The sequence below is a fragment of the Flavobacterium cheonhonense genome, assembly GCF_035671315.1.
Classification (GTDB): Bacteria; Bacteroidota; Bacteroidia; order Flavobacteriales; family Flavobacteriaceae; genus Flavobacterium; species Flavobacterium cheonhonense.
The window spans coordinates 569578-594016 of the sequence record NZ_JAXAVY010000002.1 but is presented as its reverse complement, the minus strand read 5'-3'; the positions used below and the strand labels follow the sequence as shown (position 1 = coordinate 594016).

The 24439-nt window shown below is 40.1% G+C and carries 17 protein-coding genes; 6 read left to right on the top strand and 11 right to left on the bottom strand.

Features of this window, described 5'->3' with window-relative positions:
• Nucleotides 1-15 precede the first annotated feature (15 nt).
• Nucleotides 16-534, top strand: a complete 519-nt coding sequence (locus SK086_RS08550) for a DinB family protein (protein WP_324690949.1) — start codon at nucleotides 16-18, stop codon at nucleotides 532-534.
• 117 nt (nucleotides 535-651) lie between these two features.
• Here SK086_RS08550 and SK086_RS08545 read toward each other — a convergent pair whose 3' ends face one another.
• From SK086_RS08545 to aroB, 5 genes are all read right to left on the bottom strand, one after another.
• The gene (locus tag SK086_RS08545) at nucleotides 652-1074 is read right to left on the bottom strand and encodes a DNA primase (RefSeq protein WP_324690948.1); all 423 of its coding nucleotides are present in this window, start codon (nucleotides 1072-1074) and stop codon (nucleotides 652-654) included.
• Nucleotides 1075-1085: 11 nt separating this feature from the next.
• Nucleotides 1086-2060 carry a deoxyhypusine synthase family protein gene (locus tag SK086_RS08540; protein WP_290874293.1) on the bottom strand — a complete coding sequence of 325 codons (975 nt, stop codon included), beginning with the start codon at nucleotides 2058-2060 and terminating at the stop codon, nucleotides 1086-1088.
• Nucleotides 2061-2169: 109 nt separating this feature from the next.
• On the bottom strand, nucleotides 2170-3567 hold the full coding sequence (locus SK086_RS08535) for a type III PLP-dependent enzyme domain-containing protein (RefSeq protein ID WP_290874289.1): 1398 nt from the start codon (nucleotides 3565-3567) through the stop codon (nucleotides 2170-2172).
• 54 nt (nucleotides 3568-3621) lie between these two features.
• Nucleotides 3622-3801, bottom strand: a complete 180-nt coding sequence (locus SK086_RS08530) for a hypothetical protein (protein ID WP_324690945.1) — start codon at nucleotides 3799-3801, stop codon at nucleotides 3622-3624.
• Nucleotides 3802-3858: 57 nt separating this feature from the next.
• The gene (gene aroB / locus SK086_RS08525) at nucleotides 3859-4926 is read right to left on the bottom strand and encodes a 3-dehydroquinate synthase (protein WP_324690944.1); all 1068 of its coding nucleotides are present in this window, start codon (nucleotides 4924-4926) and stop codon (nucleotides 3859-3861) included.
• A gap of 88 nt (nucleotides 4927-5014) precedes the next feature.
• On the opposite strand from aroB, the gene SK086_RS08520 reads away from it, so the two are divergent.
• From SK086_RS08520 to SK086_RS08510, 3 genes are all read left to right on the top strand, one after another.
• Nucleotides 5015-6187: a proline dehydrogenase family protein gene (locus tag SK086_RS08520; protein WP_324690942.1), complete on the top strand. Its 1173-nt coding sequence runs from the start codon at nucleotides 5015-5017 to the stop codon at nucleotides 6185-6187.
• Between the two features lie 107 nt (nucleotides 6188-6294).
• Entirely contained in the window at nucleotides 6295-14547 is an 8253-nt protein-coding gene (locus tag SK086_RS08515) for a T9SS type B sorting domain-containing protein (protein WP_324690940.1), read from the top strand.
• Nucleotides 14548-14847: 300 nt separating this feature from the next.
• Nucleotides 14848-15090, top strand: coding sequence for a hypothetical protein (locus tag SK086_RS08510; protein ID WP_324690938.1), 243 nt, complete (start codon nucleotides 14848-14850; stop codon nucleotides 15088-15090).
• A gap of 181 nt (nucleotides 15091-15271) precedes the next feature.
• On the opposite strand, the gene SK086_RS08505 is transcribed toward SK086_RS08510, so the two are convergent.
• Entirely contained in the window at nucleotides 15272-16465 is a 1194-nt protein-coding gene (locus SK086_RS08505) for a pyridoxal phosphate-dependent aminotransferase (RefSeq protein ID WP_324690936.1), read from the bottom strand.
• A 129-nt stretch (nucleotides 16466-16594) separates the two neighbouring features.
• Between SK086_RS08505 and SK086_RS08500 the strand changes: the two genes are divergently transcribed.
• A complete protein-coding gene (locus SK086_RS08500) occupies nucleotides 16595-17929 on the top strand; it encodes an aspartyl protease family protein (protein WP_324690934.1) in 1335 nt (444 codons plus the stop codon).
• A 29-nt stretch (nucleotides 17930-17958) separates the two neighbouring features.
• Here the strand turns inward: SK086_RS08500 and SK086_RS08495 are convergent, their stop codons facing one another.
• Nucleotides 17959-18393, bottom strand: coding sequence for a DUF1573 domain-containing protein (locus tag SK086_RS08495; RefSeq protein WP_290876192.1), 435 nt, complete (start codon nucleotides 18391-18393; stop codon nucleotides 17959-17961).
• 314 nt (nucleotides 18394-18707) lie between these two features.
• On the opposite strand from SK086_RS08495, the gene SK086_RS08490 reads away from it, so the two are divergent.
• A complete protein-coding gene (locus tag SK086_RS08490; RefSeq protein WP_324690932.1) occupies nucleotides 18708-21335 on the top strand; it encodes a valine--tRNA ligase in 2628 nt (875 codons plus the stop codon).
• 41 nt (nucleotides 21336-21376) lie between these two features.
• On the opposite strand, the gene SK086_RS08485 is transcribed toward SK086_RS08490, so the two are convergent.
• From SK086_RS08485 to SK086_RS08470, 4 genes are all read right to left on the bottom strand, one after another.
• Nucleotides 21377-21805: a hypothetical protein gene (locus SK086_RS08485; protein WP_324690930.1), complete on the bottom strand. Its 429-nt coding sequence runs from the start codon at nucleotides 21803-21805 to the stop codon at nucleotides 21377-21379.
• Nucleotides 21806-22391: 586 nt separating this feature from the next.
• A complete protein-coding gene (locus tag SK086_RS08480) occupies nucleotides 22392-22583 on the bottom strand; it encodes a cold-shock protein (RefSeq protein ID WP_290876188.1) in 192 nt (63 codons plus the stop codon).
• 239 nt (nucleotides 22584-22822) lie between these two features.
• Nucleotides 22823-23185 (bottom strand): hypothetical protein, encoded by a 363-nt coding sequence (locus SK086_RS08475; RefSeq protein WP_324690928.1) that lies wholly within the window; start codon nucleotides 23183-23185, stop codon nucleotides 22823-22825.
• Between the two features lie 40 nt (nucleotides 23186-23225).
• A complete protein-coding gene (locus SK086_RS08470; RefSeq protein WP_290876184.1) occupies nucleotides 23226-23936 on the bottom strand; it encodes a hypothetical protein in 711 nt (236 codons plus the stop codon).
• Nucleotides 23937-24439 lie beyond the last annotated feature (503 nt).

Here is a 24439-nt window from a genome sequence, read left to right as displayed (position 1 = left end):
TATGAAAAAATCACTATGAAAAAATCACAATTAAAGACTGATGAGTATGCCGATTTTTACGCTACTTACATCAACACCGTAACCGAAGAATTTACTTTGACCGAAGAATTGGAAATTTCTGTGCATCGCTTGGTCAAGTTTGTTCGCGAAATCCCTATGGATAAATTTGACTATCGCTATGCGGAAGGGAAATGGACGATTAAAGATATATTGCAACACTTAATTGATGCCGAGCGTATTTTTGCCTATCGCGCTTTGCGTTTTGCCCGAAATGATAAAACCGAATTGCCCGGCTTTGAAGAGAATGATTATGTGGATGAAGCTAGAGCTAACAGTCGTAGTATTCAAGATTTATTGACGGAATTGTTAGTAGTCCGACAAGCTACATTAACCTTGTTCAAAACATTCAACGAGGAAGAATTGTTGCGCAAAGGAATCGCGTCCAATAAACCTATGTCGGTTCGCGCCTTGGGTTTTACCATTATTGGACATCAAAACCACCATCAACGAGTGTTTGAAGAAAGATACTTATAAGTACGAAGTCCGAAGTTAAAAGTACGAAGTGTACAGGTGTAAAATAAAAACTCCCAATTTCAATTAGAAATTGGGAGTTTTACTTTGTATATCGTACTTCAAATTTTGTACTTATTTTTATTCTTCGTCATCATCTTCTTCAAAGTTGTCTGAATCAGCAAAGTCGTCTTCATCAGCATCGTCATCGTCATCATCGTCAGAACCGCCTTTGTCTTTTAACGGATCAATTTCCACATCGTCATCATCTGAAGGCAAATCGTCGTCATCCAAATCCAAACCTTTGATAGGTTCGATAGGTTCTACTACAGCGTCGATGTCTTCTTCTTCGTCAAATTTTTCCATTCGACTAGCTAATTTGGTACTCACTTTCACTAAGTAAATAGTGTCTTCGGTACGAACTTCAACCGCTTCTACTAATTCGTTTTGGGCATTTCTAAAGCGAATGATATCGGTATCGTCGTAGCCTTCAGGGAATTTTTCCACTAATAGGTTCAGAATGTCTCCGGTGAGTTTAGCATAATCTACAATAATTCTTCTCATAAAAAAATCTTTTATAAATCCAGTAAGTAAGCAAAAATTAATGGTGCCACAATGGTGGCATCCGATTCGATAATAAATTTGGGGGTATGTATGTCAAGTTTGCCCCAAGTGATTTTCTCATTAGGGACAGCTCCGGAATAGGAACCGTAACTTGTAGTAGAATCTGAAATTTGACAGAAGTAGCTCCAAAACGGAACGTCGTGCATTTCCATGTCTTGGTACAACATTGGTACCACACAAATAGGGAAGTCGCCGGCAATACCACCGCCAATTTGGAAGAAGCCAACACCTTTTCCGCTACTGTTGTTAGTATACCAGTCGGCCAACCACATCATGTATTCGATACCACTTTTCATGGTAGTGGGTTTAAAAGTTCCTTTGATGCAGTAAGAAGCAAAGATGTTACCCATGGTACTGTCTTCCCAACCCGGTACTACAATCGGTAAGTTTTTTTCGGCTGCGGCTACCATCCAAGAATCTTTTGGGTCAATTTCGTAGTATTGTTGCAATACACCGGAATTGATCATTTGATACATGAATTCATGCGGGAAATAGCGCTCTCCTTTAGAATCGGCATTGTGCCAAATATCATATAAGTGCGATTGCAATCTGCGGAAAGCTTCTTCTTCCGGGATACAAGTGTCAGTTACACGGTTATAGTGGTTTTCCAACAAATCCCATTCTTCTTGTGGCGATAAGTCGCGGTAGTTAGGCACTCTTTTATAAGAGTTGTGTGCTACCAAGTTCATGATGTCTTCTTCTAAATTGGCACCGGTACAAGAAATGATGTGCACTTTGTCTTGACGAATCATTTCGGCTAACGATTTTCCTAATTCGGCTGTACTCATAGCACCGGCTAAGGTAATCATCATTTTACCATTGTCAAGTAGGTGTTCTTCATAGCCTTTGGCAGCATCAACTAAAGCTGCAGCATTGAAGTGAAGGTAGTTTTTTTCTATGAACTGACTGATAGGTCCTTTACTCATTGTGATTTGTTGTTTGTAGTTGATGGTTCAAAGAAAAACCTTTTTTTCTAAACCATCAAACTCTTTTTTAAAAAATTATTATAAATAAAAACTGATTTTTTTGGACAGTTTATTGTTCGTAACCCAAGATTCTCAAAACATCTTCGGAACTTTGTTGTTCTGAAAAAACTTCTGTGGCTAAGATGCCGTTTTCGTCTCTATCTATTAGAATGTGTTTGGGTTGCGGAATCAAACAGTGGTGTAATCCTCCGAATCCTCCGATGGTTTCCTGATACGCTCCGGTGTTGAAAAAACCAATATACAAAGGTTTTTCCTTATTGTATTTCGGCAGATAAACTGCGTTCATGTGTTGCTCGGAGTTGTAATAGTCGTCGCTATCGCAAGTCATTCCGCCTAACAATACCCTTTCGTAAGTGTCGTTCCAACGGTTTACAGCCAACATTACAAAGCGCTTGTTGATGGCCCAAGTATCCGGTAATGTGGTGATGAAAGACGAGTCAATCATATTCCAGTTTTCACGATCGTTTTGTTTCTTTTGGTACAAAACTTGGTAAATAGCACCGCCTGATTCACCTACGGTAAACGAACCGAATTCGGTAAATATATGCGGAACATCTACTTCTGCCTCGTCGCAAGCAATCTTAATTTGATTTAAGATTTCATCGATCATGTATTGGTAGTCGTATTCGAAGGCCAATGAATTTTTGATTGGGAAACCGCCGCCAATATTCAAGCTGTCTAAGGTAGGACATTCTCTTTTTAAGGCGATGTACACTTTCATACATTTCAATAATTCGTTCCAGTAGTAGGCTGTGTCGCGAATACCGGTATTGATAAAGAAGTGCAACATTTTCAGTTCCACTTGTTTGTTTTCTTGAATTTGTTTTCGGTAAAACGGAACGATGTCTTTGTAACCGATACCCAAACGAGAAGTGTAGAATTCAAACTTCGGCTCTTCTTCGGCAGCAATACGAATACCGATTTTGAACTTGCCTTTAATTTGTTCTTGCAGCAAATCCAATTCTTCGTAATTGTCGATTACCGGTATGGTTTTGTTGTGACCGTTGTTCATCAATCGAGCAATATTGGTCACATATTCATCGCGTTTGAAACCGTTACAAACTACGTAGGTGTTTTTATTGATTTTACCTTCTGCCATTAATTTCTCAACAATGTTGATGTCGTAGGCCGAAGAAGTTTCAATGTGTATGTTGTTTTTAAAAGCCTCATTCATGATGAACTTAAAGTGAGAACTTTTGGTGCAATAGCAGTAATAGTATTTGCCTTCGTAACCAATTTTTTCCATCCCTTTTCTAAACCAACCTTTGGCTTTGTTGATGTTGTTGGAAATAGCAGGAAGATAAGTAAACTTCAACGGCGTACCGTATTGTTCTACCAATTTCATCAAATCGATGTTGTGGAACTGAAGTGTGTCTTTGTTTAAAGTAAATTCTTCTTGTGGAAAATAGAAAGTTTGGTTAATTAAGTCGTAATATTTAGTGTTCATTTAGGATACAGAATTTTAGATTAATTTATTTTTCAAAACAAAGTAATCTGTCATTCAAACTCTAATATTAGCGTAAATAATGGGTAGTTTTTCCTGAAATAAGAAGGTTATAGGCGAAAGTAATGTGCTGGGATCGCTTTTTTGTTGTAAAAAAGCGGAAGTATCGGCTAAGAAACAAGCACTAATTTCTTGGCTGTAAATACTGTAGTTGTTGGTGTTAGCACATTTTTTCATTAGGGCAAATGTAAAAAATAATATTTTCGAAATACAACAATTTTAAGTAAAAAAATATTAGTTTTTATAATCGATGAATGATTTTGTAATTAATTCATTATCAGCTTCTTGGTTGATTTTGATTTTACCAACACCATCAAGTAAAGCAAATTGAATCTTACCATATTCATTTTTTTTGTCGTGAATCAGTAAATCCATGATGGGTTGAAGATCGTTTTCTTCAAAATCAATTATTCCGAAAATACTTTTTAAAGATTGTTTGATTTCGAAATACGCCACTTCTGTTAACAATCCTTTTTGCCATGAAATGTAGCTTTCCATAATCATTCCGGCGGCTATGGCTTCACCGTGAAGCAAATCGGTTTTGGTTTCATTTTCCAGAAAGTAACTTTCGATAGCGTGGCCTAAAGTATGACCAAAATTCAAGGCTTTTCGGATGCCGTTTTCTGTCGGGTCTTGGCTTACTATTTCGTTTTTAATGGCTATAGAGCGATGAATTAAGGTATCGAAGTCGGCAAAATCCACTTGGCTTAAGTCTTTAAATTCTGCCCAATAAGCAGCATCGAAAATTAAGCCGTGTTTGAGCATTTCCGCTAATCCGGAACGCATTTGGTTTTGTGGTAAAGTCGATAAGTATTCCGTGTCAATCAACACCATTTTTGGTACATTGATAACGCCGATTTGGTTTTTTAAATTGCCTAAATCCACGCCGTTTTTACCACCAATAGAAGCGTCAACCATAGCTAATAATGAGGTTGGTATGTTGATAAAATCAATACCTCTTTTAAAGGTTGAAGCCACAAAGCCACCAATATCAGTAATAACGCCACCGCCTATATTAATGAGTAGTGTTTTTCGATCGGCACCCAATTCAGTCAAGATGTTCCAAATTTCCACACAAGTCGAAATGTTCTTTTCTGATTCTCCCGATTCAATCTCTATGATTTCAATGGTTTTATCTGTAGCCAAGAACGATAAAAAGCGCAACAAACACAATTCGTTGGTGTGACTGTCTACCAAGATAAACAAGTTGGAATACTTGTTTTTTTTGATAAAGGTATTGAGGGTTTCGTATTCCTTTTCTCCGAATAAAACCGGATAACCGTTGGCTTGAATGGTTTGCATTTTTTTGTCGAATTGAGCCCCAAAAATAAAGTAAAATTAATATATAATCGTTAGAGACTATTTATATTTGTGCCATCAATTCAATACCATGGAAAAAATTTTCAATAATACAGAGGTAGCTTTTGCCCTCAAAACCGATACTGAACTCGACAGGGCGTATTTTTTATTCAAAATGATTGACAGTGAACCATTGGTTCGCATCGGAACGGCCGTTACCAATTTTGCTTTAAAAGCGCATTTACCGGTGGAAGGTTTGATTAGAGCCACTGTTTTTGATCATTTTTGTGGCGGAACTACCGAAGACGATTGCTTGACTGTAGTGGATAAAATGTACACCAAAGGCGTTTCGTCTGTATTGGATTATTCTGTGGAAGGCAAGGAAGAAGAAGCGCAGTTTGATGCAGCTTTGGAAATGACTCTTAAAACGATTGAATTTGCCAAGGAAAGAGCGGCAATTCCGTTTGCAGTTTTCAAACCAACGGGTTTCGGACGCTTTTATTTGTATGAAAAAATAGGGGAAAAGCAAGCGTTAACTGTCGAAGAACAAAACGAATGGAATAGAGTAGTGGTGCGCTTTGATAAAGTTTGCAAAGCGGCTTATGAAAAAGATGTAGCACTATTAATTGATGGTGAAGAAAGTTGGATGCAAGATGCAGCCGATGATTTGGTAACCGAAATGATGCGCCAATACAATAAAGAGAAGGCAATCGTTTTTAACACTTTGCAATTGTACCGTTGGGACCGATTGGATTATTTGAAAAAACTACATGAACAAGCCAAAACTGAAGGTTTCTACATCGGAATGAAGTTGGTTCGCGGCGCTTACATGGAAAAAGAAAACAAACGTGCCGAAGAGAAAGGTTATCCGACGCCAATTTGTGAAAGCAAGGAGGCCACTGATATTAACTATGATAAGACTGTAGCCTACATGATGGAACATTTGGATAAAATGGCCATTTTTGCCGGAACGCACAATGAGTTGAGTTCTTACAAATTAATGGAGTTGATGGAAGCCAAAGGCGTATTGAAAAACGACAATCGTATTTGGTTTGGGCAGTTGTATGGTATGAGCGATAACATCAGTTATAATTTAGCGGCTCATGGTTACAATGTGGCCAAATATTTGCCTTTTGGTCCGGTGCGTGATGTCATGCCGTATTTAATCAGAAGAGCGGAAGAAAACACTTCAGTAGCCGGTCAAACGAGCAGGGAATTGAATTTGTTGAAAATCGAAAGAGACCGCAGAAAAATCGAAAAATAAAATTAAGCCTCATTAGTTTGAGGTTTTTTTATAACAATAAATAAAATCAATACTTTTGGCCTTTTTAGGGACAAAACCGGTATTTAAACTTATATAATTAGTTAAAAATGAAGAGGATTACTTTTTCAAAAACAATAGTTTGGGCTGTAACTTTAATGATGAGCTGGAGTGGTTTTTCTCAAAATCTCTTGAACAACGGCGATTTTGAGTTGGGTTTCAACATCGGACATCAAGGTGGGCAAGCGCCCAATTATACAGTTTTAACAACTCCTTACAGCGGTACAACAGCCGCCGGGAATTGGACCATCTTTACCAATCCGCAACCGGTCAATACAACATCATTCATTACCAGTGGTGATCATACTACCGGTAGTGGCCAAATGATGATTATTGACGGTACCAATGTAGGGGGTCAACAACGTTTTTGGAAAGCCGGTAACAGTGGTGGAGGTGTTTGTGGTTTAACTGTGGGTGTTACCTATACTTTCTCCTACTGGATACGTTCCATCTTTACTACAGCGGGCGGGACTTTGGCCAATATAGGTGTTCAATTTAATAATGCCAATAATGTTACTTTAGTTTCGGGTTCAGCTACGGCTCCAACAGTAGCCAATGGTTGGCGTCAGGTGGTGTATACTTTTACACCGACTAATGCTTGTGTTAATATAGAATTGTACAACAACAATACTGATTTTGCCGGTAATGATTTTGCGGTAGATGACTTTTCTTTAACCGCACCACCGGTGCCTTTATCTATTAGTTACACCGCTACAAATCCAACTTGTCAGGGATTGTCTAATGGTTCGATAGCCGCTTACGCTAATAATGGTGCTACACCTTATGGGAATTATGTTTTGACGGGAGCTGCCAGTCAGACCAATACAACAGGTTTTTTTACAGGTTTGGCTGCCGGAACTTACACCGTTTCAGTAACAGATAGTGCCGGCACTTTTGTCTCGCAAACCAATATCGTATTGACCAATCCTACCGGGTTGACCGTGAGTTCGCCTGTCAGTATTTGCTCCGGAGCTTCTACCACTTTAACCGCAAGTGGCGGTGCCACAGGGTATAGTTGGACTGCCAATCCTAGTGATGCCAGTTTGACCACTCCCAACATTGCTAATCCCGTGGTTAGCCCAACCCAACCTACAACCTATACGGTATCATCCACAGCTACAACGACTGTGAATTTGGTTGCTAACGGTAATTTCTCTAACGGTAATGTCGGATTCGATACAGATTATACTTTTTACACGCCGTCCAATACTACTTTAGCCCAAAGAGCTTACGGTATTGTCATTAATCCTAACTCTTGGGAAACAGGATTCTCTGCTGCTTGTGTAGATCACACCACTGGAGGCGGATTCATGATGGTGGTTGACGGTTCTACTTTTAACAGTGGAAACGATTTGGTTTGGGGACAAACAGTAGCGGTTACTCCTGGACAGAACTATACTTTTTCATATTGGTTACAAACAGTTGCTCCTAATAATCCGGCCGTTATCAGAACAGTAATTAATGGCACTTTGGTAGGCACGGCCAATGCTTCGGCAACGGTGTGTGGTTGGACACAATATACTTATGTTTGGAATTCAGGCGCCAGTACTTCGGCACAAATTCAGCTGTTTAACTCTAATACTAACTCTTCCGGAAATGATTTTGCTTTAGATGATATCGCTTTAACCACTTCAGTCAATTGTAATGTAAGCGCTTCTGTAACGGTTAGTATCAATACTTCTGTAGCGCCAACCATTGTTTGTGGTACAGCTACTCCGACTTCTCAAGTTTTCAACTGGACGGCTTTAGCAGGCGCGACTGGCTATTCTATCTCTTATAGTATTAATGGAGGAACACCTGTGAATGGCGGTACTATTACAGCTACAACATTTACAGTTACTTCTATAACTTCCAGTGATTCGGTTAGTTTAACTGTTACGCCAACGGGTTCAGGTTGTTTTACTTCGGCTACTAAAATTTGTGGTGCGGCTCCATGTCCGCCACCTACAGTAAGTGTAACGCAACAACCTACTTGTGCTGTGCCGACAGGAACTATAGTTTTCACCAATCCTGTTGGTCCATCACCACTGCCAATTCCGACTGATTTATTTATTTCTGAAGTGACAGATGAAAGTAGCGGAGCACTTTCCTATATCGAAATTTTTAACGGTACCGGCACCCCTAAAAACCTAGCCAATTACAAACTGAAAATTTATAATAACGGTAATCCTGGTCCCTCTAATTTTTGCGATTTTGCTTTATCCGGGACACTAAATAATAATGATGTTTATGTAGTAGGAGTAGGTTCTGCTGCTAACCAAGGTGGCGTAGTTCCTGATTTAGTAGTTAGTGCATGTCCTGGATTTAATACTAACGATAATGTTAGATTGGCTACCAGTGCCGATGTAGAATTTGATTTGTGGGGAAGAACCGATGGTGTTGATTTTACTCCGCTAAATCAATCAGGATATACTTATCGTCGATTGGCCACTGCACCGCATCCAAGTATGATTTGGAACCCTGCTGATTGGACTGCCATAGACCCGCAAGATTATACAGAAATTGGCTCTTATGCTTATCAAACAGCCACTTACGAATATAGTGTAAATGGCGTTAATTATCAAACGAGTCCAACCTTCACCGGTTTAGCTCCAGGGACATACAATGTTACGGTTCGAGATTTGGTATCCGGTTGTGTTTCAACGCCAATTGCTTTAGTAGTTAATCCGGTTCCTACAACCCCCGCACCCTCGGTAGTGCCAGTAGTGTATTGCCAAAATACGACCGCTACTCCTTTAACGGCTACTCCTTCAACAGGAGGTGTTTTAAATTGGTATGGGACTAATGCTACCGGTGGAACAGCTTCAACTACAGCACCAACTCCGAGTACAGCAACATTGGGAACAACAACTTACTATGTGAGTCAAACTCTTGGCGGTTGTGAAAGCCCAAGAGCAACTATAACAGTAACGGTTAACAATCAAGCGCCAACAGCAACACCAATTTTATTTTGTGATACAGCCAATTCCACGCCGACTTCAGTAGCCTTTGATTTTAATAACCTTGGTCAAACTAGTTTTTCATATAGTTATACCATTGATGGCGGCACTCCGGTAACAGGAACTTTTCCCACCATTAATGGTTCTAATTTTACCGTAACAGGAGTATCTCCCGGGCAAGTAGTGGTATTCACTATTACTTGGAATGGCGTATGTACACCACCTTTGACTTCTTCAACTGTGGTGCCGACTTTTACCCAACTTGGACCTTATTGCGCTGGTCAAACAGTACCGGCTTTACCAACGACTTCTTTAAATAATAAGACAGGAACCTGGTCGCCGGCCACTATTGATAATACCGCTACAACAACTTATACTTTTACACCCAATCCGGCGCAATGTGCTTCAAGAGCATCTATGACCATTGTAATCAATCCGAATGTGGTACCTACATTCAATGCTGTGGCACCAATTTGTAGCGGACAAACATTGGCTGCATTGCCTACTACATCTACAAACGGCATTACCGGAACTTGGTCGCCTGCAATAAACAATACAGCTACGACTACTTATACTTTTACACCAACGGCCGGACAATGTGCTTCGCCTACAACTTTAACTATCACTGTAAACCCTAATGTATTGCCAACGTTTACAGCGGTGGCTCCTATTTGTAACGGACAAACCTTAACGGCTTTACCAACTACTTCAAACAATGGCTTTACCGGAACATGGTCACCGGCTTTGAATAATACAGCTACTACCACTTACACCTTCACTCCATCAGCGGGTCAATGTGCCACTATAGCTTCTTTATCAATAACGGTTAATCCTATTGTTACTCCAACCTTTACCGCGGTACCACCAATTTGTAGCGGACAAACCCTAACAGCTTTGCCCACTACATCTAACAATGGTATTACCGGGTCTTGGTCACCGGCGCTAAACAATACCGCTACGACAACTTACACCTTTACACCAACGGCCGGGCAATGTGCTTCGACCACAACTTTAACCATCACTGTAAATCCAAATGTATTGCCAACTTTTACCGCCGTTGGGCCAATTTGTAGCGGACAAACTTTAACGGCTTTGCCTACTACTTCTAATAATGGTATTAGTGGGACTTGGACACCGGCCTTGAATAATACGGCAACAACTACTTATACTTTCACACCAATAAATAGTCAGTGCGCTACTTCTACCACTTTAACGGTAACTGTCAATGCAAATGTATCGCCAACTTTTACAGCGGTTGCGCCAATTTGTAGCGGGCAAACGCTAACAGCTTTACCTACAACATCTAACAACGGAATTACCGGGACTTGGTCGCCGGCTTTGAACAATACCGCTACAACTACTTATACCTTTACGCCAACTGCAGGCCAGTGTGCTTCTGCAACTACTTTGGTGATTACGGTTAACCCACGTGTTACGCCAACTTTTACAGCGGTTTCACCGGTTTGTAATGGTGGAGTGATTACTCCATTGCCAACAACTTCCAACAACGGAATTGCCGGAACTTGGTCGCCTGCCTTAAATAATACAACCACTACAACCTATACTTTTACACCCAATGCTACAGCCTGTGCCAATAGCACTACTTTACAAATAACAGTTATTCCTCTAACAGATCCAGTAGTTTCTATAGTTGAATCATGTAATGCTAATACGGTTACGGTTACCAGTCCTGTTGGAAATAATTACGAATATGCTATAGACGGTGGCACTTACCAGTCTAGTCCGCTTTTCTTCAATTTAGCAGTAGGGAATCACACTATTGTAGCCCATGAAATTACCGGTAATTGCTTTTCTAATGCAGTTGCTTTCAATATCAATCCTACTACTAATGATGTAATTGTTACAGCGCCGCAACCCTTAAGAGGTTGTGATTTTAGCAACGATGGTTTTATTGCGTTTAACTTAAATCAGGTAATCAATGCCGTTACCGGTGGTGCTCCTTACACGGTCACTTTCCACGAAACGGTAACCGATGCCAATACCGGAGCAACGCCAATTATCGATGTTACGGCTTATGAAAATATTAACCCTTGGTTACAAATAATCTACATCAGAGTTCGATCAAATACAACCGGATGTTATGAAGTTTTACCATTACAATTGATAGTTGATCCAACACCTGAAGCAACCACACCTGACGATTATGTGCTTTGTGACTACGTTGGCGCAGTAGGCTTTGAGACTTTTGATTTAACCACCACTATACCGCAAATTCTAGGCAGTATCGACCCGTCGACTCATACGGTAACCTTCCACACCAGTTTGGGAGATGCTCAAGGTGATATTGGTGCTATCGGAAACATCACCGGCTATGTAACAGCCAGTACTACTTTGTATGTACGTGTAGAGAATAACTTGACCGGATGTTATGATGTGGTTAGTTTAGACTTAGTTGTTAATTCTTTACCAAACGCAACCCAGCCGAACTATCCGCAATACACTTTGTGTGATTACAACGGCGCAGTAGGTTTTGAAGTGTTTAACTTAGCCGACCAAGTAGATGACATCTTATTAGGTCAAACCGGTATGGCAGTAAGCTTCTATCCGAGTTTGAATGATGCGCAAAACAACACCAATGAGATTACCAACTTACAATACCAAAACCAAGACATTTATGTACAAACTTTGGGTATTCGTATCACCAACAGCATTACGGGTTGTTATGTAATCTCTACTATGGATATTCGCGTAGTGCCGCTACCAACGCCTATACCGCCAACACAACCTTACACCATTTGCGATGACAACCAAGACGGCGTATCTTGCGATTTTGATTTGGCTTCCTTAGTACCGGATATGTTAAACGGTCTAACTTCTTATACCATTACTTTCCACGAAACCCTTCAGGATGCCGAGTTAGGTAATACTGCTATCAATACTTCTGTACCTTATTGTTCTATCATTCCGTTTATGCAAACCATTTATGTAAGAGCAGTTGATATCAATACCGGTTGTTGGAGTGTTATTCCGATTGTTTTAGAAGTGAATCCGAGTCCGATTGCTCCTGTAAACTTGAACGATATTGAAGTTTGTGACCAAGACAATAATACCCAAAATGGGTTCACACTAGTAGATTTAACGGTTCGTACAGCTGATGTTTTGGCCCAACAACCTTTAGCGGCCGGCAACTATACCGTAACTTATTATACAAGTTCAACCGCAGCACAGCAAGGTACCTCTCCAATTATTCCGGCAACGAATTTCTTGGCTTTCAACGGACAACCGATTTGGGTTAGGGTAGAAGACAACAGTACCGGTTGCTACAATATAGGTACTTTCAACGTGATTATAAATATGCCTTTGTTATTAATTACGCCAACACCTTTAAGCGTTTGTGATGATGATGCCAATCCGAATGATGGTTTCCATAGTTTTGATTTAACGGTACGCGATGTAATGATTACGCAAGGCTTATCAGGTTACACAGTAACTTACTACCCAACTTTAGCCGATGCTCAAAACGTAACCAATGCCATTGGAACACCAACGGCTTATACTAACCTTACAGCTCCGGTTCAAACCGTAGGGGTTCGTGTAACCAGCGCTGCGGGATGTTATAGTGTAACAACTTTAGATATCAGGGTATTGCCAATTCCAACACCAAACACCAATCCACCGAGTTTGGGTGTACAGTGTGATTACAACAATCCTGGCGATATGTTGGAGTTCTTTGATTTAACGGTGAATGCGGCTTACATCTTGAACAACGACCCTAACTTAACATTGGAGTATTACAACAGCCAAGCGGATGCGATTAACCAAGTTAACCCAATTCTAAGCCCAACCAATGCTTTAGTAGGTGATGTTGATCCGAATGAGCAAAGCGTATGGATTAGAGTAGAGAATAACCGTGTGGATTATTTAGGCAATAACTGTTATGTACTAGTAGAGCAACCACTCACGGTGAATCCTTTACCAACAGTAGCTGCTATTGCTGATTACCAAATCTGTGAGGCAGATCCATCGGGAGTAAATGACGGCTTTGAGGTATTCGACTTAACCAGTCAAATCGCTGCTTTAATGGCCAACAACCCAACACCACCAACATATACGGTAAGATTCTATGAAGATGCCGCGTTGACCATTCCAATCAACAATCCGACTACCTATACCAATCTTACTAATCCGCAAACGATTTATGTTCAAATCACTAATGATGCTACCACGTGTCGCAGTGTAGTAGGACAGTTCAATATCTTGGTGAATCCGAAACCAACGATCAACATTGTAATGGCTGATATGTTGGAGTGTGATTACGATGGGGTGAACGACGGCTTGATGTTGTACACGCAAAACCCAACCAATGCGCAACCAAGCTTAGCGGGTTATGTGGATGATATTTTAGGAGCAGCGCAAACGGCACCGACATTCATAGTAGAGTTCTATTATAACAGTCAGGCGGATGCCGAAGCAGGCAACTCAGCCAACGCGCTGACCAACTTAGATACTTACCAAGTACAAACCGGTACATATTGGATAAGAGTAACCAACACAGTAACGGGTTGTTACCAATTGGATTCTTTTGAGGTAGTGATAGAGAAATTGGCCGAGCCGGTAATTACCAGCAACACGGGCAGCAATATCGCTTGTGTGAATTGGAACCAAACGGCAGTGAACAACAACTTAATCTTAGACAGCGGTATCACGGCACCGAACTATACCTTTAACTGGTATGCTGACGGCAACTTGATTCCGGGAGCCAACTCAGCAACGTATCCGGTAACGGATATCAATGCGGATAGCGTGACTTACACGGTAGAGGCTGTGAGTGTTAATCCACCACTATTGGGTTGTGTGTCTGTTATCACCGCCGCATCAACCTTTGAAGTGGTTCGTTCAGGTTCGGCAGCAAACATTACGTATACAGTGACCAATGCTTTTGAAGAAAACCAAATCATTACCGTGACCAACGATGGATACGGGATATATGAATACAGTTTAGACGACGGACCAAGACAAGCCAGCAACGTGTTTGAAAACGTATCGTTGGGTAGTCATACGATTTATGTATGGGATGTTAGAAGTCCGGATGGCTATTCATGTGGTGTGGTTTCAATCGAGAATGTACAAGTGATAGATTACCCGAGATACTTTACACCAAACGGTGATGGTTTCCATGAGACTTGGAATGTAACAGGCTTGCAAAACTTTGCCGCGATAACCAAGATTTACATCTTTGACCGCTACGGTAAGTTGCTCAAACAACTGAGTGCTTCGGGCGATGGTTGGGACGGAACGTACAACGGACAACCATTACCGTCAACGGATTACTGGTTTACGGTAGACTACCCTGAAAATGGTGTGATGAAGCAGTTTAAAGCGCACTTTAGTTTGAAACGATAAACAATCGCATAAATACAAAAACACCCGTTCTGATGAGCGGGTGTTTTTTTTTGCAATAGCAATATCAATATAACAATTTATTGATGTAGTAATGGTTAAAATAAGGTTTTTGGGATAGGCTTAGATTTTTTGGGTTGATGGTAGTTCGTTAATTTGGTTCTGATAGGCTTTTTATTGTAAGTTTTTTACTGTTTTGCCGTTTAACAACTTCCTTTTTTAACATCTTGAGGTCATGGTTTTAACATTTACTATTTATAAGAATTCTCTACATTTACACACCCAACACAAACTAACCTACCCATGATATTGTCTTCTGTATTTGAGCAAGCTCAACGCTATGATACTCCTTTGATTATTGAGTATTATTTTCGGGGAGAAAAAATTAAAGACCCGATTACTTTTTTTGAAGTCAACCAGCCTTTTTGCGACTATATTTTTCCATCTACTACTGAAACGTTGGTAATGGTTAATAAGTACTTAATTTACCGCGAAACCCATAAGCTAGTGATTTCGGAATACGGTTTTCATTTGATTCATTTGTAGTTAGCACTGTTCTAACAAACTACCCAAGGTGAATTTAGCCCCGACAGCAGCGAGCTACCGTGTAGCGTCCCGAAGCTTCGGGAGCGGGAGCAGTAGTGAAAGAAAGACAAAAGGTGCGCTCCAAAAATAAAAAACGCCTCTGTTAATGGAGGCGTTTTTTGTTTATGATATGGTTTGAAAATTAGGCATTGTACACTTTCAATGCCTCTTTTAAAATGGCTACAGAGCGGATTAAATCTTCTTTTTTCAAAACGTAAGCAATGCGGACTTCATTTAATCCAACGCCCGGAGTAGAATAGAAACCGGCTGCCGGCGCTACCATTACGGTTTCGCCATTGTTGTCGTAGGATTCCAATAACCATTGTGCAAAATCATCGGCGTTTTTCACCGGTAATTGGGCAATGCAATAGAAGGCACCTTTAGGCGTAGCTACTTTTACGCCTTCAATTTTTTGCAGTTCGGCAATTAAGGTATCGCGACGGTCTTTGTACTCGGCTATCACATCGTCGAAATAACTTTGCGGCGTTTCCAACGCGGCTTCACTAGCAATTTGAGCGTAGGTTGGCGGACTCAAACGAGCCTGGGCAAATTTCATCGCGGTGGCCATTAAAGCCTTGTTTTTCGAAACGATGCAACCAATACGTGCGCCACACATGCTGTATCTTTTGGAAACTGAGTCAATCATGATGGCGTGTTCTTCCAAGCCAGGCACGTTCATTACGGAGAAGTGTTTTTCATTCTCGTCGTAAATAAACTCGCGGTATACCTCATCGGCAATCAGGAATAAATCGTGTTTTTTAACGATTTCAGCCAACTGCATGATTTCTTCTTGTGAGTATAAATAACCGGTTGGATTGCCCGGATTACAAATTAAGATGGCTTTGGTTTTAGGCGTAATCAGTTTTTCGAACGCGGCAATCGGTGGTAAGGCAAAACCTTCGTCTATAGTAGAAATTACAGGCACTACGGTTACACCGGATGCTGTTGAAAATCCGTTATAGTTAGCGTAAAATGGCTCGGGAATAATAATTTCATCGCCTGCATCCATAGTACTTCCCATGGCAAACAACAAGGCTTCGGATCCTCCGGTAGTAATAATAATATCGGCGGTATCAATAGGTAAGCCATGTGATTTGTAGTAAGCGGATAGTTTGTTGCGGTAACTTTCAAAACCGGCCGAGTGGCTGTATTCCAATACTTTGATGTCGGCATTTTTTACCGCATTCAAGGCTACTTCAGGCGTTTTGATATCGGGTTGACCAATATTGAGGTGGTATACTTTATGTCCTTTTTTCTTAGCAATTTCAGAATATGGCACCAACTTACGGATGGGCGATTCAGGCATTTGCTGCCCTTTTATTGATATCTTAGGCATGTTGTTGATTTTAGAGCTGCAAATTTGCGATTTTTTTAGTTTGAAAACAATGCATTTATCGCCTTAAAAATTGTTAAAAATTATTTTTTCACCTTTGTTTTTTAGTAAATTTAGCGAAAATCACATCGAATGCGCTTTTTCTACACTTTACTCTTGTTTTGTATCAGCCTTACTTTTGGTTTTAGTCAATCGGCTTTTCAATTGCCCCAAGGCCAACAAAAAGCCGTTATTCCTTTTCAAATGATCAACAATTTAATTTTTATTCCTATAAAGGTTAATGGCGAAACTTTGACTTTTTTGTTGGATACCGGAGTAGAAGAAACGGTGCTTTTTAGTTTAGACGACAAGGAAGAAGTGAGTTTGCATCAATTGGAAAAAATCAAATTGAAAGGTTTAGGAGCTAACGAGGCGGTTGAGGCCTTTAAATCCTCTAAAAACAAGCTTGAAGTTTCAGGCTTTGTTGATGACAACCACGAGCTCTATTTGATTTTAGACCAAGAGTTTAACTTTTCGTCTCAAGTAGGCATACCTGTAAATGGTATTATAGGGTATCACTTTTTTAAAGACCATTTGGTTGAGATTAATTACGATCGCAAAAAGGTGATAGTGTATGCCGATTCACATATTAAAATTAGAAAAAGAATCCTTAAATCACATAAAAAAGAGGCGATTAGTCTTGAAAACAATAAGCCTTATTACACTACCAATGTGGTGACTGTAAACCAATCTCATCCGTCTAAAATGCTTATCGATACCGGCAACAGTGATGCCATTTGGTTGTTTTTGAGTGAAGCGCCCAATCTGACGTTACCTTCCAAGTCGATTAAATGTTTTTTAGGTAGGGGTTTTAGTGGCAATGTATATGGTCAAAGGGCCAGAATGCAAAGTTTCACTTTTGGCGATACCAATTTTAAAAATCCGATAGGTACTTTTCCGGATTCAACGTCTGTCAGTAGTGTAAGTTTTGTTCAGGATAGAGTTGGTTCTTTGGGTGGTGGTGTATTGTCGCGTTTCTCTATCTTTTTTGATTATCCGGGCAGTTGTATCTATGCTAAACCCGGTGCCAAAATTTCGATGCCGTTTAACTTTAACATGAGTGGTCTCGAAGTCCAACACGATGGTTTGGAATGGGTCACTCAAACCTATCAAGAACGAGGTGGTACAGCAGCGGTTTATACCGCTAGGCAAGACAATATGGGCCATGTACAGGACAACTTAAAAATCAAGTTTGAGTTAAAGCCGGTATTCCGAATTTTTAATGTTAGAGAAGGCTCGCCGGCACAAGCCGCCGGTTTGCAAAAAGACGATCGCATAATCAGTCTTAACGGCAAGAATGCCCATTATTTAACCATCGAAAAAATCAACGAACTCCTTAAATCCGAAGACGGTAGAACCATTGTAATCACTGTAGAACGCAAAGGCGTGCAGTTAACCTACAAGTTCCAACTCAAAAGTATCCTATAAAAAAACTCCCGATCATTCGGGAGTTTCTATTATTGCATTAACGGACTTTTTGTCTTTTTTTCCAGCAGGTTCTCTACCGGTTTGATAATCACTTCGCCTTTTATTTTTAAGGCTATTCTACCTTCGTCTACATTCACCGCGTTACTTTCCACTGTGATGGTTTTTCTGATAGGCCCCGGATTCATATTGTATTTCACCTCAATCTTTCCGGTTTTGCCCGGCATAATCGGGTCTTTGGAAAAACTCGGCACCGTACAACCACAACTGCTTTTCACATCTTTAATCAACAAGGGCTGATTGCCGGTATTGGTAAATTCAAAAACACGCAAACCACTATCCTCTTCTTTGGTTACTTTACCGTAATCTATGGTGTTGTCTTTGTCTTTAAACTCAATTTTAGGACCGTCTTGTGCAAATACCATTGTGTTAAACAATATAGTTGCGATAAGTATTATTTTTTTCATAGGTCAAACGTTGCATTTGGTTAGTAAAAATACTGGGTTTAAATTAATACACAAAAATTTAATTCTTAATTTTTTCTAAAGTCTTTATTAGTTACTTTTGCAATTCAGTTTACAAAAGCTGTGCCAGAGGGTTAGGAGCGGCACGAGTGAAACGAATTGGCGAAGCAATGGTTAGTGTGTGTCTGTTATCCATATTCCCGCTTTACGTTCTGCAAGGCGCCACTGCAATCGGGGCTAAAAGAGAATCGTATCGCACTTTTGTAAGCTAACAATCTAAGAAGTCCAATAATCTAAGAAGTCTAACAATCTATCATATGATTCCAGCGCAATTCAACGCCCAAGAAGTAGAAAAAAAATGGTACGACTACTGGATGAAAAACAACTATTTTCATTCCAAGCCAGACCACCGCAAACCGTACACCATTACCATTCCGCCACCCAATGTGACCGGAGTCTTGCACATGGGACACATGTTAAACAACACCATACAAGATGTGTTGATTCGTCGTGCCCGTTTGAAAGGCTTTAATGCGTGTTGGGTACCCGGTACCGACCACGCGTCGATTGCTACCGAGGCCAAAGTAGTGGCTAAGTTGAAAAGCGAAGGCATCAACAAAAACGATTTAACTCGTGAGGAGTTCCTCAAACACGCTTGGGATTGGACCAACAAATACGGCGGTACCATCTTAGAGCAGTTAAAACAATTGGGTTGTTCTTGCGATTGGGACAGAACCAAGTTTACTATGGATCCCGACATGTCGGCTTCCGTAATTCGTTCGTTTGTAGATTTGTATAACAAAGGACTCATTTACCGCGGTTACCGCATGGTAAACTGGGATCCGGAAGCCAAAACTACCTTGTCTGACGAAGAAGTAATTTACGAAGAGCGCCAAGGCAAACTCTATCATTTAAAATACCAAATCGAAGGGACTAACGAGTTTGTAACCATCGCTACAACACGTCCTGAGACCATACTGGGTGATACTGCTATTTGTATCCATCCGGAGGACAAGCGTTACGCTCACCTAAAAGGTAAAAAAGCTATTGTGCCGATTTGCAACCGTGTAATCCCGATTATCTTCGACGAGTATGTAGATATGGAATTCGGAACCGGTTGTTTAAAAGTAACGCCGGCACACGATGTGAACGATAAAACCTTAGGCGAAAAACACAACCTGGAAATTATCGACATCTTTAACGAAGATGCAACGCTCAATTCCTATGGCTTGCACTACCAAGGCCAAGACCGATTTGTAGTGCGTGAGGCCATTGCAGCCGAATTAGAAACCTTAGGCGCTTTAGCCAAAACCGAAACGCATTTGAATAAAGTAGGGACTTCAGAGCGCACCAAAGCCGTAATCGAGCCTCGCTTGTCTGACCAATGGTTCCTTAGCATGGAAGAATTGGTAAAACCGGCCATCAAAGCGGTATTGGAAACCGAAGAAATCAAATTGTACCCATCGCGTTTTAACAACACCTACCGTCATTGGTTGGAAAACATCCGCGACTGGAACATCTCGCGCCAATTGTGGTGGGGACAACAAATTCCGGCCTACTACTACGGCGACGGCAAAGAAGATTTTGTAGTAGCTGAAAATATAGAAACTGCGCTCGAGCTTGCGAGAGCCAAAACCAACAACCCACAACTTACAACCGACAACCTCAAGCAAGATCCCGACGCTTTGGATACTTGGTTCTCCTCTTGGTTGTGGCCTATGGCTGTGTTTGGCGGTATTTTAGACCCGGAAAACGAAGATTTTAAATATTATTATCCTACCAACGATTTAGTAACCGGACCGGACATTTTGTTCTTCTGGGTAGCGCGTATGATTATTGCGGGTTACGAATATGCCGGCGAAAAGCCGTTTACCAATGTATATTTAACCGGATTGGTGCGCGACAAACAACGAAGAAAAATGTCGAAGTCGTTAGGCAACTCGCCTGAGCCGTTGGAACTGATTGAAAAATTTGGTGCCGATGGGGTTAGAGTAGGATTGTTGTTGAGTGCCTCGGCCGGAAACGACATTTTGTTTGACGAAGAGTTGTGCAACAACGGTAAAGCTTTTGCCAATAAAATATGGAATGCCTTCCGTTTGGTTAAAGGTTGGGAAGTAGCCGATCTTCCGCAACCGGAAAGTGCCAAAGTAGCTATCGAATGGTACGAAGCCAAGTTGCAACAAACTTTAGCGGAAATTGAAGACCATTTTGAAAAATACCGTTTGTCCGACGCCTTGATGGCGATATACAAATTGGTTTGGGACGACTTCTGTTCGTGGTTCCTGGAAATGATTAAACCGGGTTACCAACAGCCAATCGACCGTGCCACGTTTGACAAAGCCATTGAAATGTTGGAAGCCAACTTAAAGCTGTTGCATCCGTTTATGCCGTTCTTAACCGAGGAGATTTGGCAACACATAGCCGAAAGAACACCGGAGCAAGCCTTAATTATAGCCGAGTACCCAACGCTAACCGCTTACAACGAAAAGTTAATAGCCGATTTTGAGTTGGCTGCCGAAGTCATAGCCGGTATCCGAACCATTCGCAAGGACAAAAACATTGCTATGAAAGATGCCGTAGCCTTAAAAGTGGTAAACCACGAAAACGCCTCGACTTACTTTGACAGCATAATTGTTAAATTGGGTAACTTATCCGATTTGGACTATGTTACCGATAAAGTTGATGGTGCGTTAACCTACCGTGTGAAGTCGAATGAGTACTTTATACCGGTATCCGGTAACATCGACATTGCTGCGGAAATTGCTAAGCTGACTGAGGAACTTAAATACACTCAAGGCTTCCTGCGCAGTGTACAAGGTAAATTGGCCAACGAGAAATTCGTAGCCGGTGCGCCGGAGCAAGTGATTGCCAACGAACGCAAAAAAGAGGCCGATGCCTTAGCCAAGATTGCCACGATAGAGCAAAGTTTAAACAGTTTAAAATAAGAAAAGCCCCGGTTGGGGCTTTTTTGTTGGGATTTAGGTTGTTATTTTTTGCATTCAGAATAGTCAACTTCAAACTCATAGTCTTTATCGCTTATTTTTTTGATGGCTGAGTTAGATCGGTGTGCCGGTTTGTAGGAAGCTCCGGTTCCTAAGTCGACAGCAAGTCCAACAAGACCCCATGAAAAAACGGAAAGGATAAAGTTCCCGGTTCTGAATGATTTGTCAAATGTTTGGGTTTTGGTAGGACAACCTTCTTCTTTAACTTCTACCACCAAAGGTTGGTCTCTTGAAAATAAACTGGTTGCTTGTCCGTTACCTAGTTTTTGTCCGTTAACAAATATTTCAGCATTAGGTTTGTCTTTTACTTTGATAGTACCGTTGTATTTACTACCGCCAAACATAACACCACAGCTATTGAATACTAAACTCATACTCAATAAACCGGTTAACATAAAAACTCTTTTTCTCATATGTAATTAATTTTAAGGGATGACCTACTTTCAGAATTTTTTGTCGCTGTTTCGGTATTTCCGACATTTTATATTAGTTACTTAATTAAAGTAGTATATTTCAAATTGTATTAAATTTCTGCTAATATAATTTTTTTTGTTAAAAAATGAATACTATTTTTTTTCTTTCTTTGAGAATAATTAAGCTCTAAATATTGACGTTTTTAAGAGGCGAGTTACACAGAGCAAAAGGAGGTGCACAGAGTGGAGTGGAATTACGACCCGAGGGACAGCCGAACTGTATGGAGCGTAGCGCAATAAATTACGAATGAACAATTACGAATTACGAATGAACAATTACGAATTTCCCCCGTTACCGAGCGAAATGAAATTCGACGCAATCAATCCCTTCACGTGATTATCAACCACCAAGTTTTAAAACTAATAGCGTATCAATAATTTTTTTTAATTTTTATTTAATGGTCAGGCGAGGGGATTTGCGCGGTAGCTGCTTGTCTTAGAATCTGAGTATCTGAACATCCGATGTATACCAATAAAAAAGCCGATCTCGTTAAAGACCGGCTTAGTTGGCAAAGGTAAATATATCTTAGATAACGTTTACATTAACAGCGTGTGGGCCTTTTTGGCCATTTTCAACAGCATAAGTCACAGCGTCGTTTTCACGTACAGTGCCGTTAAGACCTGTTACGTGTACAAAAACATCTTGACCTCCGTTGTTAGGGGTAATAAAACCAAAACCTTTGGCTTCATTGAAAAACTTAATAGTTCCTTCGTTCATAATAAATATTGTATTAATATTGGGTAAAGGTAGTCTTAATTATTGATATTTCAATAAAAAATAAAATTTATTAAAAAAATAATATCAAAAATAATTTTATTTTGAATATTTTTTAATGATTACTGCTGTAGTGTAGTAGGGCTTTTTGTTGTTTTAACACATAGTTATATAATTACGGGTTGCACAGAAACTCACGGAGAAGTAGCGATGCACAGAGGGCTATCGGTTATCAATAATCTTTATCCTAACTGTTGCTTTTGAGTAACTTTTTTTCTCAGTAGTATCGGTAAGTATAAAATTATAGCATTACAAGCCACAAGGAGCGGCGATAACCAAGTGAAGTTGGTTACAAAAGGCAATACCCAAAAAAGCGTAAGGACTGCGAAGACTATAAAACCAATCTTTTTTTTTGCGGTAAAGGTGATCCAGTTTTGCAGGAATACCAGCAAGAAAAACACTACTATAACTATTGGGAAAGCCGTTCCAATAATGAGGCTGGCATTAGGAATACTCCAACAATAATAAGCCAATACTAAAAGTAATCCATACAAAATGGTTTGTAACACACTGCTTAAAAAAGAGGCTGTTAATTTGTAAAGCATTGTTGTAATGGTGTTAAAGCATTTACCTTATCAATCTGATTTATTGGGTTTGTTTTAGATAGGTTTTTACAAAAGTATCAAAATCGGGCAAACTTTTATCTTCATATATTTTGATAAATTGCCTAAACTGCATGTAGCCGTAGATGTACGGATTTTGGGAAGCCGCTTCATAGTTTTTAGTAAAATACGCTTCCTCAGTCATGCCTTCAGGTACCGGATTGGGTAGTTTAGCCGCTATTTTTTTAGCATACGCATAACATTTTTGTAAGTCTTCTTCTTTTAGTTGTTTTCGCCACCACAGTATGGCTATGGTATTGGCCAAATACTCATTTTGATACGAAAGGGCCACTTCACCTTTACTTGTTGCATCTTGAAACGCATGAGCCAGTTCATGGGGCAAATAAAAACCATTAAAAAACAGTCCAAATATTTCTTTTCCCTCCGATTCATTGCCGGCTACTTCATAAAAGAAACTTTTTTGCTCCGGTATAACCTGCTCCCATAAGGGTAAATTAGCTGTTAGGTCTCTGTTGTCATAATAAATAAGAAATGGCGTAGTGTTTAGTACGGCTTTAATCTCATATTTGGTATTAGGACTGAGTCTTTTGATGTCATTTTTAAAAGCGGTAGTTATTTTTTCGGCATCCTTAACCAACATAGTCGAGTCTTGGTAAAGCGTAAACCATCCTTTTTGTCCCACCATGTGAACTGTTGAGCACAACATAGCTATTAGGAAGAGACTTTTTTTCATAAGTTAAAAGAGTAAAGTTATGTTATTATGTATTGTTTTTTTTGAGTAGGTAACTAACAGATAGTCAATATTGTATTTTATCAAAAATAAATAATATCTTTCAATTTAAAGGCTTTTTGTATAAAAAAAATCTTAATTTTTAAAATGCATTTGTGGGTTTCGAGTTTACAGGCCTATTGTTTTAAAGTAGGATCCGGGTTACTACTATACCGTCAGTTCGAGTATCCCTAATGCTAATCAGGAAGTCCAGAGAACTATAGTCCATCATCTCTCATCCCTTATCTCTCATCTCTTATCTCTCATCTCTTATCTCTCATCTCTCATCCCTCATCCCTTATCCCTTATCCCTTATCCCTTATCTCTTATCCCTTATCCCTTATCCCTTATCCCTTATCTAACATCAACCCCAACTTTTCTTGCAAAACAAAAATAATTTGTATATATTAGCTTACAAATACCATAGTAAAGCATTCCTAACCAATATTTTAACCTATGGGAAGTAA

Excerpts from the sequence above, each read along its gene's own strand:
- SK086_RS08485 (WP_324690930.1), bottom strand. The coding sequence starts at position 21,805 with ATGAGAAAAAGAGTTTTTATGTTAACCGGTTTATTGAGTATGAGTTTA.
- SK086_RS08530 (WP_324690945.1), bottom strand. The coding sequence starts at position 3,801 with ATGAAAAAATGTGCTAACACCAACAACTACAGTATTTACAGCCAAGAA.
- SK086_RS08475 (WP_324690928.1), bottom strand. The coding sequence starts at position 23,185 with ATGCTTTACAAATTAACAGCCTCTTTTTTAAGCAGTGTGTTACAAACC.
- SK086_RS08535 (WP_290874289.1), bottom strand. The coding sequence starts at position 3,567 with ATGAACACTAAATATTACGACTTAATTAACCAAACTTTCTATTTTCCA.
- SK086_RS08510 (WP_324690938.1), top strand. The coding sequence starts at position 14,848 with ATGATATTGTCTTCTGTATTTGAGCAAGCTCAACGCTATGATACTCCT.
- SK086_RS08505 (WP_324690936.1), bottom strand. The coding sequence starts at position 16,465 with ATGCCTAAGATATCAATAAAAGGGCAGCAAATGCCTGAATCGCCCATC.
- SK086_RS08495 (WP_290876192.1), bottom strand. The coding sequence starts at position 18,393 with ATGAAAAAAATAATACTTATCGCAACTATATTGTTTAACACAATGGTA.
- aroB (WP_324690944.1), bottom strand. The coding sequence starts at position 4,926 with ATGCAAACCATTCAAGCCAACGGTTATCCGGTTTTATTCGGAGAAAAG.
- SK086_RS08490 (WP_324690932.1), top strand. The coding sequence starts at position 18,708 with ATGATTCCAGCGCAATTCAACGCCCAAGAAGTAGAAAAAAAATGGTAC.
- SK086_RS08545 (WP_324690948.1), bottom strand. The coding sequence starts at position 1,074 with ATGAGAAGAATTATTGTAGATTATGCTAAACTCACCGGAGACATTCTG.
- SK086_RS08470 (WP_290876184.1), bottom strand. The coding sequence starts at position 23,936 with ATGAAAAAAAGTCTCTTCCTAATAGCTATGTTGTGCTCAACAGTTCAC.
- SK086_RS08520 (WP_324690942.1), top strand. The coding sequence starts at position 5,015 with ATGGAAAAAATTTTCAATAATACAGAGGTAGCTTTTGCCCTCAAAACC.
- SK086_RS08480 (WP_290876188.1), bottom strand. The coding sequence starts at position 22,583 with ATGAACGAAGGAACTATTAAGTTTTTCAATGAAGCCAAAGGTTTTGGT.
- SK086_RS08515 (WP_324690940.1), top strand. The coding sequence starts at position 6,295 with ATGAAGAGGATTACTTTTTCAAAAACAATAGTTTGGGCTGTAACTTTA.
- SK086_RS08500 (WP_324690934.1), top strand. The coding sequence starts at position 16,595 with ATGCGCTTTTTCTACACTTTACTCTTGTTTTGTATCAGCCTTACTTTT.
- SK086_RS08540 (WP_290874293.1), bottom strand. The coding sequence starts at position 2,060 with ATGAGTAAAGGACCTATCAGTCAGTTCATAGAAAAAAACTACCTTCAC.
- SK086_RS08550 (WP_324690949.1), top strand. The coding sequence starts at position 16 with ATGAAAAAATCACAATTAAAGACTGATGAGTATGCCGATTTTTACGCT.